Below are 12196 nucleotides of genomic sequence, written 5' to 3'. Positions count from 1 at the left end.
AGCGCCGCCAGATGCCCGCCCGAGTGGAATTATCAAGACGGCTGTTAGCCTTTTTGTGGATCGACGGCCACCGCTGAAATCGGCACGATCTCGATGCCGCGCTTCTTGGCCTCGGCCACCCATGACGACACCGTGTCGACCGTCAGGTCGAAAGCCGAGCCGATGCCGACGGCGGTGCCCTTGGCACGCGCGGTCGCTTCGAGACTGTCGAGCTTCTTCAGGATGGCGCCGCGATCCTGCACCGCGTCGATCACCGTGTCGCCGGCGACGAAAGGCACGCCATCCTTCAGCGCCACGTCTGGCGCCAGGCTGCGCGCCGACGAGCCATCGTCGATATAGGCGAGGCCCCTTTTGCCGAGCTCGGCCATGAACGGCTGCATCGCCGCCGCGTCGGAGGAAAACCGCGCGCCCATATAGTTCATGACGCCGGTATAGTTCGTCGTGCGCGACAGCGCCCAGTGCAGGTTTTTCAGATTCTCGTCGGGGGTCGCCGCCACCGTCAGCGTGTTGCGGCCGGGGTTGACGTTGGGATAATCGAACGGTTCGAGCGGCACCTGCATGACGATCTCATGGCCGCTCTGCCTCGCTGCCTGCATCCAGCGGCCGATGCTATTGCCCTGTGGCGCGAAGGCCAGCGTCACTTCCGCCGGCAGCTTGGCAATGGCCGCCTGGGTGCCGGTCTGTGAAACCGCGAGGCCGCCGATGACGATTGCCACACGTGCGCCGCGTGTGCCGGACCATGGCCGCGCATAAACGTCGAACGGCCGCCGGCCATCGGCGGAGCGCATCGGCAAGGGTCCGGTTTCACTGGTTTCTATCAGCGCCCTGTCGGGAATATGCGCGATCTTGAGGTTCTGGCCGACGGTCGACGGATCGCGAATGACGATTGCCGCCTTGGGCGGGCCATCGCCTTCTTCCGTCTGCACATGGATGATCTGCGGACCGCCCGTCTTCGCCGGCGTATCCACTTTTGGCGTCGCCGCCGGGGCCAATGCGGGAGACGCGGCCGGCTCGGCCGCCGCAGTCACTTTCGGCGTCGAAACGGCGACTTCCTGCGGTTTTCGAAACGGCTTTTCCCTGAGCGCGATCGCGGCCGAGACGCCGACCACGGCCAGCACGACCGCGCTCGCCGCGATCACGCCTACGCTGATCTTGCCGGCGGCACGCGGCACCCGGACAGTCTGTCCAAGCGGGCGTTCGATGTCCTTGCCGATATCAGCCAAGCCCTGTCCCCGGTGCACGGTTCCGAAGACGACCTCCTTCGGCAACAGATGCACGCATTCATCAATCCTGGCGCCCGCCTGGAGGCCTGGTCCTGCCCCCCGAATCAAACTGCCGGAACCTTTCGGTCCCGGCAGCATCGCATTGCTTCGTTCAACCGGCCAGACCGGTTGCCGACCTTACTGGTTGAGCACGGCCTTTTCCGGATTGGGCGGGAAGGACGGATCGGTCTTCTGGCCGCGCAGCAGCTGCTCGGCATAGATGAGCTGCAGGTCGTTCTTCGGATCCGGCGGCACATAGGCTGCGGAACCGGAGCCGGTCTTGCTCTCGTCGGCACCCTTGATATGGCCCTTGAGATCGGATTCGCCGCGCGTCAGGTCCCTGCCCTGCAGTTCCGGCGGCAGCGGCTGGTCGACCTTGATGTCTGGCGTGATGCCCTTGCCCTGGATCGATTTGCCCGACGGCGTGTAATAGAGCGCCGTCGTCAGCCTGAGCGCGCCATTCTCGCCGAGCGGGATGATGGTCTGCACCGAGCCCTTGCCGAAGGACTGTGTGCCGACCACCGTGACGCGGCGCAAGTCCTGCAGCGCGCCGGCGACGATTTCCGAAGCGCTGGCCGAGCCGCCATTGACGAGCACGATCATCGGCTTGCCGTTGATGTCGTCGGTCTGCTTCGGCTTGGCGTCGAAGCGGGTGACGTCCTTCGGATCGCGGCCGCGCGTCGAGACGATCTCGCCGCGCTTCAGGAAGGCATCCGACACGCTCACCGCCTGGTCGAGCAGGCCGCCCGGATTGAGGCGCAGGTCGAGCACATAGCCCTTGAGCTTGTCGTCCGGCACCTGCTTCTTGATGGTGTCGATGGCGTTCTCGAGGTCGTCATAGGTCTTTTCGGTGAAGGAGGTGATCTTCATGTAACCGATGTCGTTCTCGACCCGGAACTTGACCGCCTTGACCTTGATGATGTCGCGCACCACCGTCAGCTCGATCGGCTTGTCGGCGCCCTGGCGCAGGATGGTGAGCTTGATCGGCGTGTTGACCAGGCCGCGCATCTTGTCGACCGCGTCGTTGAGCGTCAGGCCGCGAACCTCCTCGCCGTCGATCTTGGCGATATAGTCGCCGGCCAGCACGCCCGCCTTGGCAGCCGGCGTGTCGTCGATCGGCGTGATCACCTTGACCAAGTCGTTCTCCATGGTGACCTCGATGCCGAGGCCGCCGAACTCGCCCTTGGTCTGCACGCGCATGTCCTGCGCCTGCTCGGCGTTCATGTAGGAGGAATGCGGGTCTAGCGAGGAAAGCATGCCGTTGATGGCGTTCTCGACCAGCGACTTGTCGTCGGGCGGGGTCACATACTGCGCCCGCACCCGCTCGAAGATGTCGCCGAAGATCGCCAGTTGCTTGTAGGTCTCCGACCCTGCAGCGTTCGCCGCCGAGCCGGGTGCGCCATAGACAAGGCTCATGGCGGAGGCGCCCATCAGCGCACCGGCAATCAGAAGCGACAGTTTCCGCATCATTTCACGTCCTTCCAGAAAAACGGTCCGCCCACCATGGGGCCGGATCGACGGGTTTTCCATCCTTGCGGAACTCGACATAGAGTTCCGGCGTGGCATTTCCATTCTTCGAAACCGAGGTGCTTGCCACCCGGGCTTCTCCCATCGCACCGACCGGCTCTCCTGCGAGCACTGACTGGCCAGTCGCGACGCTGATTCTGCTCATCCCAGCCAGGACGACATGATAACCGTCGCCGGCATTGAGGATCAAGAGCTGACCATAGGAGCGAAACGGCCCCGCATAAAGCACATTCCCATCCGCCGGCGCGGTAACGATGGCTCCCGATTGTGTCGCAACCATGTCCCCAAGCATCAAGGCGCCGTTACCGTCGTCGACGCCGAAACGGCGTTTGATGCGGCCGGTGACCGGCAAGGCGATCTGTCCCTGCAGTGCCGAGAAAGGCGTCGCCGCGGTCAACCTGTTGCCTTCGGGAACCGGCAGCGATGCCGTCTGGTCGCCACCGGGCTCGGTGCCCCCGGTCTTTGCCGCATCGGCTGCCTTCGCGGCATCCGCGGCCTTGCGGTTCTTGTCGGCCTGCGCCTCGAGCGAAGCGATCAGATCCTTCAGGCTGCTGGCCTTGGCCGCCAACTGCTCGGAACGCTGCTGTTCGGCCGCCATCTGCGCCTTCGTGTCGGCCTCGAGCTTCTGCTTGGCCTCCAGCAGCATGCCGAGCCGCTTCTTCTCCGCCGCCTGGTCGCCGACCGCTGCCGTCAGCCGCGTCCGCTCGGCCTCGATCGACGCCGTCACCCGGGTCTGCTCCTTGAGGTCGGCCAGCAGCGCATCGGTCTGCTGGCGCAATTCCGGCACCACGGCCCCGAGCAGGATGGCGCTGCGCACCGACGACAGCGCGTCCTCCGGCTTGACCAGGATCGCCGGCGGCGGATTGAGCCCCATGCGCTGCAGGGCGCCCAGCACTTCGGCCAGCACGTCGCGCCGCGCCGCCAGTGAAGCGCGGATCTTCTGTTGCTGGCCCTTCAGTCCTTCCAGCTTGGCGCCGATGTCCTCGATGTCCTGGCCAAGCTTCTGCTCGGTCATCGCCGACTGAATCAGCGCGGCGGTGATCGAGGCGTGGTCCTTCTTGACCGTGGCGATATCGGCGGCGAGCTTCGCCAGCCGTTCCGACGACAGCGTTATTTCCTTGGAAACCTGCTCGTATTCGGCGCGGCTCTGGTCCGGATCGGGCGCCATGTCGAGCGTGTTCTCGGCCCGCACCGCATGGAGCGACAGAAGCACCGCCGCCGCCGCGATACCGCAGCGCGCGCGCCAGGAGCTCCCGGTCGATGAGCCCGTCGTCGATTTCCAGCCTTCAGACATTCGCGATCGATTCTATCCGCGGCTTCGTTAACGAATCATCAACTATGTTAGCGCCTGTCGTCCAAAGGGTTCGCAATAACACCCTGCAAAGCAAAGGCAGCCCCAAAATGAATTTTACGCGGCATTGGGGCTAAATTCGGTGCGACCCGGCGGCTTTCAGGATCTGTGATAGGGATGGCCCGACAGGATCGTCGCCGCCCTGTAGAGTTGTTCGCCCAGCATCACGCGCACCAGCTGATGCGGCCAGGTGAGCGCCCCGAACGACAGCACCAGCTCGGCTTGGTCACGCAGCGGCGGATCGTGGCCGTCGGCGCCGCCAATGGCGAGCACCAGCGCCTTGCGTCCGCCATCGCGCAACTGTCCGATACGGCCGGCGAAATCCTGCGAGGACAGGCTCTTGCCTCTTTCATCGAGCAGGATCAATGCCGTGCCTGGCTGCAGCTGCGCCTGCAGGCGCGAGCCTTCGTCGCGCTGCCGCTCGCTGGCGCTCTGCGCGCGGCCCTCGGCGATCTCGGTGATGCCCGTGAATTCGAGCCCCACGGCGGGTCCGCTCTTGGCGAACCGCTCGAAATAGCGGTCGGCCAACTCCCGCTCGGGGCCGGCTTTCATTCGGCCCACGGCATGAACTGAAATCTTCATCCTCGCCTCTATAAGCCGCTAGTGCATGTCACCCAAGGGTGGGAGCCGGTTTTTCGGCATGGCATGCATCAACAAAGGCGGCCTAGTGGAGGGTCTCTTCCTCGAGGTCCGGCGCCTGCCACATCTTTTCGAGATTGTAGAATTCGCGGACTTCGGGGCGGAAGACATGGACGATGATATCGCCAGAATCGATCAGGACCCAGTCGGCACCGGACAATCCCTCGACGCGCGCAGTGCCGAGGCCGGCATCCTTGAGCGCCTTGAGGAGATGATCGGCGACAGCCGCAACATGACGGTGCGATCGACCCGACGCGACGACCATGTAGTCGCCGAGGCTCGATTTTCCCTGAATGTCGATTGAGACAATATTTTCGGCCTTGGAGTCTTCCAGACTGGCAAGGACTGTCTTGATGGCACGGGAAACGGCGTCGTCTACGCTGATCCTGGCCGGCGAAGGCATGATATCGGCCTTCTTCCGCAGTGCTGTTCTCAGTGTATTTCCTTTCGCAGCAAGAACAACCAAATCACCCCTTGAAGCAGGTGACACCTCTTAGATAGGCAGAGTTCCGTTGCAGTTTCAAGACGGAGCCCAACTCACGCGAACTCGCCGACTGGTATATTGTTCCACGCGAGACGCAGAAACATCGGAACCCAGGCGTTCCGCAGCGGTTATCGGCTGACCGACCAACCGGAATCCCACCATGCCGATCGACCCGCAAAACACCCTTCTCACCGTCCAGGCCGGCCTCGCGCAGCTGAGTACGCTGATCGTTTCCTATTCCTTCTCCGCCATCGGCGCCGTCATCCTCCTGGTGGTCGGCTACATCGTTGCCAACCTTGCCGAGCGCTCGATCTCGGCTGGCCTCGGCCATATCCACGGTTTCGACGCGACGCTGCGGCATTTTTTTTCCAAGATCGTCCGCTACGCCATCCTGATCCTCGTCGTCATTATGGTGCTCGGCCAGTTCGGCGTGCAGACCGCATCGATCATCGCCGCGATCGGCGCCATCGGCCTGGCCATCGGTCTCGCCCTGCAAGGCACGCTGCAGAACATCGCCGCCGGCATCATGCTTCTGGCGCTGCGGCCGTTCCGCATCGGCGAATCGGTCGAAGTCGGCGCCATTGCCGGTTCGGTCGAGGAAATAGGCCTCTTCGCCACCAAGCTCAGGACCGCCGACGGCGTCTACATACTGGCCCCCAATTCGACGCTGTGGAACCAACCGGTACGCAATTTCACCCGTAATGGCGTGCGTCGCACCGACATCACGCTCAGCATCGGCTCCTGGAACGACATAGACGGCGCGCAGAAGACATTGCTTGGCATTGCCGGCGCCGAGAAGCGCATCCGCCGCGAACCGGCGCCGATCGCCTTCGTGGGCGCACTCGGCGATACGACCGTTTCACTCACCTTGCGCTACTGGACCGCGGCGGCGGACTATTTCGCCACCCAGATCGATATGACCAAACGCGCCAAGCAGGCCTTCGACAGTGAAGGCATCTCCATCCCGCTGCCACCCCCGGAAGCACCGTCGCCCGAGACCCGCAAGCAGTAATCAACCGCCTCGGCGGCGGGCCTCTTCGTCCGGCGCGAAGGCGAGTTCCACCGGCAGCGGTGCTTGCGCCGACATCGGCGCGAAACTGCCCGTGGCGGCCGCCGGAACAGGCCGCACCGCGATCACCCGCCACAGCACGAACAGGCAGAATGCCGAGGCGATGACGATGCCGACATAGATGAAGGTTGCCGTGCCGAAGACGGCGGAAAGCGCCGTGACGATGCCTGGCACGATGAAGCCGGCGAGCGACCAGGCAAACAGCATCGAGCTCGACAGGGCAAGCAGTTCATCCTTCCTGGCGCGGTCGGCGCCATGCGCGCTGGAGAGCGCGTAGATCGATTCCGCCGCCCCGTCCCAGATCAGGTAGATCACCAAAAGTGCCATCAGCGCACCGCCGTCGAAGGCTACGGCCAGCACGCTGGCGAAGACCGCGAGCGCCGCGGCGCCAGCAAGCACGTAACGCCGATCGGTGCGGTCGGAAAGCCAGCCAAGCGGTATCTGCAGGATCAGCGTGCCGACCGGCATTGCCGACAACAGCAGCGCCACGTCGGCCTGGCTATAACCCTTGGCCGCGGCATGGATGGGGGCGAAGCCGGAAATGATCATCGACAGGCCGCCGACCGCCAGCATGCCAGCGACCCCGACCGGCGAAATCCGCCAGGCCTGGCGCAGCGCCACCGAAGCAGCCCTGCGGCGCCGGCGGCTGGGCAAGGCGCGTCATGCCGACAGGCAGGATCGACAGAGCGGTGAAGGTGATGCCGATCAACGACGCCGCGGCCGTGTGAATGTCGATGACGGCAAGCGTCGCATAACCGATGCCAAGTCCGGCAACGTAGGCGACGTAGAACACCGCCATCACTCGGCCGCGTATGGCGTTCGGCAGCGCGTCGTTGAGCCAGCTCTGGGCGACAATGAACAGCCCGCATATGGCAAAGCCGTAAAGCGCACGCGCCACGATCCACAGCAGCGGATGCGGCCCGGCGCCGATGGCGACATTGGACAGCGCGATCAGTGCCGACAGCACCATGAAGGCGCGTGCGTGGCCGACCCTGCGCACCAGCGGGCCGGTCAGGATACAGCCGGCAAGGCCGCCGGCCGACAGGCCGGTGACGATCAGCCCTGCCCAGACCGGGTCGAACCCCTCCACGCCGAGCCGGACGGGGATATAGGCGAACATCAGCCCGTTGCCGATGGCAATCAGCGCCATCGACACGATGACGCTGGCAATCGCAATCAGCGGCGTCGGTGGACTGCCCTGTTTCGGATCGATTTTGGGGTTTTCTTTTCTTTTGGACCGCCATGGCTGATCAGCATCGCCCATCGGTCAGGCGGATGCCGCTGTAAAAACGACATGGCCGGATGGACGAGATGCTCAACCCTTCGTCATTTTCCGGATCGCGGTCGACGACAACGAGGAACGCGGACCGTGGATGAAGGTCCAGGCCGGCGCCTTCATGCGGGCGAGCAGCGGCGCATCCCCTTCGTCGATGCGGGCGTAATCGAAGGTCTTGGCAACCACCGACGACAGGAACGACAGCGTGGCGCCCGGACGATCGATGACCGCGATCGGAAAGGTGAGCACAATCTCGCGCCATCGCTGCCAGTGATGGAAATCACGCAGGGAGTCGGCGCCCATGATCCAGACGAAGTCGACGCCGGGATTGCGCGCCTTGACCAGAGCCAGCGTGTCGGCGGTGTAGCGCACATTGTGTGCCGCCTCGAAGGCCGTGACCTTGATCTTTGGATTCCTGGCGATCTTCTCCGACAGTTGCAGCCGCTCGACCAGCGGTGCCAGCTCGCGTGCGCTCTTCAACGGATTGCCCGGGGTTACCATCCACCAAAGCTGGTCGAGCGCCAGGCGCCGCAAAGCGATTTCGGCAACCAGCGCATGGCCGGCATGCGGCGGGTTGAACGAACCGCCGAACAGGCCTACGGCGAGGCCTTTTTCGGCGTGCGGCATCTTGAGGTAGGCGGAAGAGACCGTGGGCTGGGGGGACGAAAGCATCGTGCTAGGCGCCCCCCTCTGCCCTGCCGGGCATCTCCCCCGCGAGGGGGGAGATTGGCTGTTTGATCGCAGGCGCAGATCTTGCAACGTCCACAATCAGCGAAACCGGAAATGTCAGCCGATCTCCCCCCTTGAGGGGGGTGAGGAGTGGTCCGCGAAGCGGACGGAAAGCCAATTGCCTGGCTTTCCGGATAACGAACGCCCGGAGCGACAGCGAAGGGCCGGCTCCGGCAGGACGGAGGGGGGTGCCTGGGCGCAAAGTTTCAGGCCTGGTGGGCGAAAGACATCAAGGCCTCACCTGTCCTGATCCGCGCACGCGGTATTTAAACGAGGTCAGCTGCTCGACGCCGACCGGTCCGCGCGCATGCATCTTGCCGGTGGCGATGCCGATCTCGGCGCCCATGCCAAACTCGCCGCCATCGGCGAACTGCGTCGAGGCGTTGTGCAGCAGGATCGCCGAATCGATCTCGTTGAAGAACCGTTCGACGGCCGTCGAGTCCTCGGCGACGATCGCCTCGGTGTGGTGCGAGGAGAATGTCTCGATATGATCGATCGCACCGCCGATGCCGTCGACCAGCTTCACCGCGATGATGGCGTCGAGATATTCCGTCACCCAGTCGGCATCGGTCGCCGGCTTGGCGTCGAAGAAGACTTTCAGCACCTCGGCATCGGCATGAATTTCACAGCCGGCGGCGCGCAGCGCGTCGAGGATCGGCACCAGATGGATGGTGGCGATGGCGCGGTCGACCAGCAGCGTTTCGGCGGCACCACAGACACCCGTGCGCCGCATCTTGGCGTTGACCGCGATCCGCACAGCCATGTCGAGCTCGGCGGAGCGGTCGATATAGAGATGGCAGATGCCTTCGAGATGGGCAAAGACCGGCACTCGCGCCTCGCTCTGCACCCGCCCGACCAGGCTTTTGCCGCCGCGCGGAATGATGACGTCGAGATTGCCGCCAAGCCCCTTGAGCATTTCGCCGACCGCGGCGCGGTCCGTGGTCGGCACCAGCTGGATGGCATCCTCGGGCAGACCGGCCGCCTTCAGTCCCTCGACCAGGCAGGCATGGATCGCCGAGGAGGAATTGAGCGAATCCGAACCGCCGCGCAAAATCACCGGATTGCCGGCCTTGAGGCAAAGCGCACCGGCATCGGCAGTCACGTTCGGCCGGCTTTCATAGATGACGCCGACGACACCAAGCGGCGTACGCACGCGCTCGATATGCAAGCCGTTCGGCCGCTCCCACGCGGCGATGATATCGCCAATCGGATCCTTGAGCCCGGCAATTTCGCGAATGCCGTCCGCCATGGCGCGGATGCGCGCCGGATCGAGCTTCAGCCGGTCCATGAAGGATGCGGACAATCCCGATTGCTCGCCGTTCAGGACGTCGATGGCGTTGGCATCGAGAATGTCCTGTTTCCGGGCGACGATTGCCTCCGCCATGGCGGCAAGCGCGGCGTTCTTGGCGGCGGTGGTGGCGATGGCCAACGGTCGGGCGGCGGCGCGGGCGCGGCGGCCGATATCGGCCATCAGCGCCACGGTGTCATCCCCGGATTTTTCATGCAGCTTCAGCATGGCTCATCCTCCGCTTATGTCGCCTTCAGCCCGCACTTGGTCACTGGCCTGTACTTGGTCACTGGCCCGTACTTGATCACTGGCCCGTACTTGGTCACTGGCCCGTACTTGGTCACTGGAATGACTCACCACAAGATCGTCGCGGTGGATCATCGCCGAACGCGCCTCGTAACCGAGCACCGTCTCGATCTCGGTCGTCTTCAGGCCTGCGATCCTTACGGCATCGGCGGCATCATAGGCAACCAGCCCGCGCGCGATCTCGCGGCCCTCGGGCGACAGGATCGCCACCGTGTCGCCGCGCGAGAAATTGCCACTGACCAGTTTGACGCCGGCCGGCAGCAGCGATTTTCCCGAAATGAGCGCGCCGATGGCGCCGGCATCGACCGTCAGCCGCCCGGCCGGCTCGAGCTGGCCGGCGATCCAGGTCTTGTAGCCTTTGACAGGATTGGTGCTCGGCTTGAAGAATGTGGCGCGCTCGCCGCGTTCGATCGCCATCAGCGGCGACAGCCGGGTGCCCGAGGTGATGATCATCGCGGTGCCTGCCGCATTGGCGATCTTGCCGGCATCGAGTTTGGTGCGCATGCCGCCGCGCGACAGCTCCGAGGCTGCCGCACCCGCCATCGCCTCGATGTCAGGCGTGATGCGGTCGACCACCGGGATGAACTTGGCTTGCGGGTCGCGGGCCGGCGGCGCGGTGTAGAGCCCGTCAATGTCGGACAGCAGCACCAGAAGGTCCGCGCCCATCATCGTCGCCACGCGCGCGGCCAGTCGGTCATTGTCGCCATAGCGGATTTCGGAGGTCGCCACCGTGTCGTTTTCGTTGATGACCGGCACCGCCTTCATCTTGAGCAGCGTCGATATCGTCGCACGTGCGTTGAGGTAGCGGCGGCGCTCCTCGGTGTCGCCGAGCGTCAAAAGGATCTGGCCCGATTTCAGGCTACCCTTGCCGAGTGCATCCGACCAGGCACCGGCGAGCGCGATCTGGCCGACGGCGGCCGCCGCCTGGCTTTCCTCGAGCTTCAAGGCTCTCTTGCCGAGGCCGAGTATGGTGCGGCCAAGTGCGATGGCGCCCGACGACACGACCAGGATCTCGGCACCGCCATTGGCAAGCACGGCGATATCGTCGGCGAGCGAGTCGAGCCAGTCGCGCTTCAGGCCGCTCGCCCGGTCGACGAGCAACGCCGAGCCGATCTTGACGGTGATGCGCCGGTATTTCCTGAGCGACTGCATGGCCTACTTTTCCCAGCGCGTCTCGACCGGGGCGGCAATTTGCGCGCGGGCTTCGGCGATCACCGCCATCAGCGCGCGCTGCACCGCCTCGACGCCCTCACCGGTGACAGCGGACAGCAGCATCGGCGCACGCCCGGCGGCCCGCTTCAATGAGGCGACCTTCTTCTTGCGCGCGTCGGCGTCGAGCGTGTCGACCTGGCTCAGCGCCAGGATCTCGACCTTGTCGGTCAGTCCGTGGCCATAGGCTTCAAGTTCGGCGCGCACGGTCTTGTAGGCCTTGCCCGGATTTTCTTCCTGCGCCGAAACCAGATGCAGCAGCACACGCGTGCGCTCGACATGGCCAAGGAAGCGGTCGCCGATGCCGACGCCTTCATGCGCGCCTTCAATCAGACCCGGTATATCGGCGATGACGAATTCGCGCGCGTCGATGCGCGCGACGCCGAGGCCTGGATGCAGCGTCGTGAACGGATAGTCGGCGATCTTCGGCTTGGCCGCGGTGACGGCGGCGAGGAACGTCGACTTACCGGCATTGGGCAGCCCGACCAGGCCGGCATCGGCGATCAGCTTCAGCCGCAACCAGATGTTGAGCTCCTCGCCCGGCAGGCCGGGATTGGCGCGGCGCGGCGCCTGATTGGTCGAGGTCTTGAAATGCTGGTTGCCGAAGCCGCCATTGCCGCCCTTGGCGAGCAGGAAGCGCTGGCCGACCACGGTCATGTCGCAGATCATCGTTTCGTTGTCTTCCTCGAAGACCTGCGTTCCGGCCGGCACTTTCAACGTGACGTCGGCGCCCTTGGCACCGGTCATGTTGCGGCCCATGCCGTGGACGCCGGTCTTGGCCTTGAAATGCTGCTGGTAGCGATAGTCGATCAGCGTGTTCAGCCCGTTGACCGCTTCCAGCCAGACATCGCCGCCACGGCCGCCGTCGCCGCCATCCGGCCCGCCGAATTCGATGAATTTTTCGCGCCGGAACGACACCGAACCGGCGCCGCCGTCGCCGGAGCGGACATAGACCTTGGCTTGATCGAGAAATTTCATGGGATCGCAGTTTCTTTTATTGGCCTTGCGGCATTGCTCTAAACCTTGGGCCTTGCTCTAAACCAAGGCGCGGCGAAG

10 protein-coding genes and 1 pseudogene are annotated in these 12196 nt (G+C 64.5%); 1 reads left to right on the top strand and 10 read right to left on the bottom strand.

Annotated features, from left to right (window positions below):
• Nucleotides 1–44 precede the first annotated feature (44 nt).
• The 5 genes from O7A60_RS06895 to rsfS form a co-directional block, all read right to left on the bottom strand.
• Nucleotides 45–1223, bottom strand: coding sequence for a divergent polysaccharide deacetylase family protein (locus tag O7A60_RS06895; protein ID WP_337105804.1), 1179 nt, complete (start codon nucleotides 1221–1223; stop codon nucleotides 45–47).
• A gap of 177 nt (nucleotides 1224–1400) precedes the next feature.
• Nucleotides 1401–2732, bottom strand: a complete 1332-nt coding sequence (locus O7A60_RS06890) for a S41 family peptidase (RefSeq protein ID WP_027141729.1) — start codon at nucleotides 2730–2732, stop codon at nucleotides 1401–1403.
• Between the two features lies 1 nt (nucleotide 2733).
• Nucleotides 2734–4083, bottom strand: coding sequence for a murein hydrolase activator EnvC family protein (locus tag O7A60_RS06885; protein WP_337105636.1), 1350 nt, complete (start codon nucleotides 4081–4083; stop codon nucleotides 2734–2736).
• A gap of 156 nt (nucleotides 4084–4239) precedes the next feature.
• A complete protein-coding gene (gene rlmH, locus O7A60_RS06880) occupies nucleotides 4240–4722 on the bottom strand; it encodes a 23S rRNA (pseudouridine(1915)-N(3))-methyltransferase RlmH (protein ID WP_337105635.1) in 483 nt (160 codons plus the stop codon).
• Nucleotides 4723–4804: 82 nt separating this feature from the next.
• Entirely contained in the window at nucleotides 4805–5182 is a 378-nt protein-coding gene (gene rsfS, locus O7A60_RS06875; RefSeq protein WP_015315198.1) for a ribosome silencing factor, read from the bottom strand.
• A 241-nt stretch (nucleotides 5183–5423) separates the two neighbouring features.
• Here rsfS and O7A60_RS06870 point away from each other — a divergent pair, with 241 nt between their 5' ends.
• Complete coding sequence (locus O7A60_RS06870; protein ID WP_027141726.1) at nucleotides 5424–6275, top strand: mechanosensitive ion channel family protein; 852 nt, start codon at nucleotides 5424–5426, stop codon at nucleotides 6273–6275.
• Here the strand turns inward: O7A60_RS06870 and O7A60_RS06865 are convergent.
• The 5 genes and pseudogenes from O7A60_RS06865 to obgE all read right to left on the bottom strand — a co-directional run bounded on the left by O7A60_RS06865 (nucleotide 6276) and on the right by obgE (nucleotide 12118).
• Nucleotides 6276–7596: pseudogene (locus O7A60_RS06865) on the bottom strand (MFS transporter).
• A gap of 51 nt (nucleotides 7597–7647) precedes the next feature.
• Nucleotides 7648–8235, bottom strand: coding sequence for a nicotinate-nucleotide adenylyltransferase (locus tag O7A60_RS06860; protein ID WP_027141724.1), 588 nt, complete (start codon nucleotides 8233–8235; stop codon nucleotides 7648–7650).
• 331 nt (nucleotides 8236–8566) lie between these two features.
• On the bottom strand, nucleotides 8567–9853 hold the full coding sequence (locus tag O7A60_RS06855) for a glutamate-5-semialdehyde dehydrogenase (RefSeq protein ID WP_337105634.1): 1287 nt from the start codon (nucleotides 9851–9853) through the stop codon (nucleotides 8567–8569).
• Nucleotides 9854–9856: 3 nt separating this feature from the next.
• Nucleotides 9857–11083 (bottom strand): glutamate 5-kinase, encoded by a 1227-nt coding sequence (gene proB / locus O7A60_RS06850; RefSeq protein WP_337105633.1) that lies wholly within the window; start codon nucleotides 11081–11083, stop codon nucleotides 9857–9859.
• 3 nt (nucleotides 11084–11086) lie between these two features.
• On the bottom strand, nucleotides 11087–12118 hold the full coding sequence (gene obgE, locus O7A60_RS06845; RefSeq protein ID WP_027141722.1) for a GTPase ObgE: 1032 nt from the start codon (nucleotides 12116–12118) through the stop codon (nucleotides 11087–11089).
• Nucleotides 12119–12196: the final 78 nt, after the last annotated feature.

The sequence above is a fragment of the Mesorhizobium salmacidum (SeqCode) genome (assembly GCF_037179605.1).
Taxonomy (GTDB): Bacteria; Pseudomonadota; Alphaproteobacteria; order Rhizobiales; family Rhizobiaceae; genus Mesorhizobium; species Mesorhizobium salmacidum.
The sequence above is the reverse complement of the archived record's forward strand: the minus strand, read 5'-3'. Positions and strand labels throughout refer to the sequence as shown.

Coding starts and splice junctions, on each gene's coding strand:
- O7A60_RS06890 (WP_027141729.1), bottom strand. CDS start 2,732: ATGATGCGGAAACTGTCGCTTCTGATTGCCGGTGCGCTGATGGGCGCC.
- O7A60_RS06885 (WP_337105636.1), bottom strand. CDS start 4,083: ATGTCTGAAGGCTGGAAATCGACGACGGGCTCATCGACCGGGAGCTCC.
- rlmH (WP_337105635.1), bottom strand. CDS start 4,722: ATGAAGATTTCAGTTCATGCCGTGGGCCGAATGAAAGCCGGCCCCGAG.
- rsfS (WP_015315198.1), bottom strand. CDS start 5,182: ATGCCTTCGCCGGCCAGGATCAGCGTAGACGACGCCGTTTCCCGTGCC.
- O7A60_RS06870 (WP_027141726.1), top strand. CDS start 5,424: ATGCCGATCGACCCGCAAAACACCCTTCTCACCGTCCAGGCCGGCCTC.
- O7A60_RS06860 (WP_027141724.1), bottom strand. CDS start 8,235: ATGCCGCACGCCGAAAAAGGCCTCGCCGTAGGCCTGTTCGGCGGTTCG.
- O7A60_RS06855 (WP_337105634.1), bottom strand. CDS start 9,853: ATGCTGAAGCTGCATGAAAAATCCGGGGATGACACCGTGGCGCTGATG.
- proB (WP_337105633.1), bottom strand. CDS start 11,083: ATGCAGTCGCTCAGGAAATACCGGCGCATCACCGTCAAGATCGGCTCG.
- obgE (WP_027141722.1), bottom strand. CDS start 12,118: ATGAAATTTCTCGATCAAGCCAAGGTCTATGTCCGCTCCGGCGACGGC.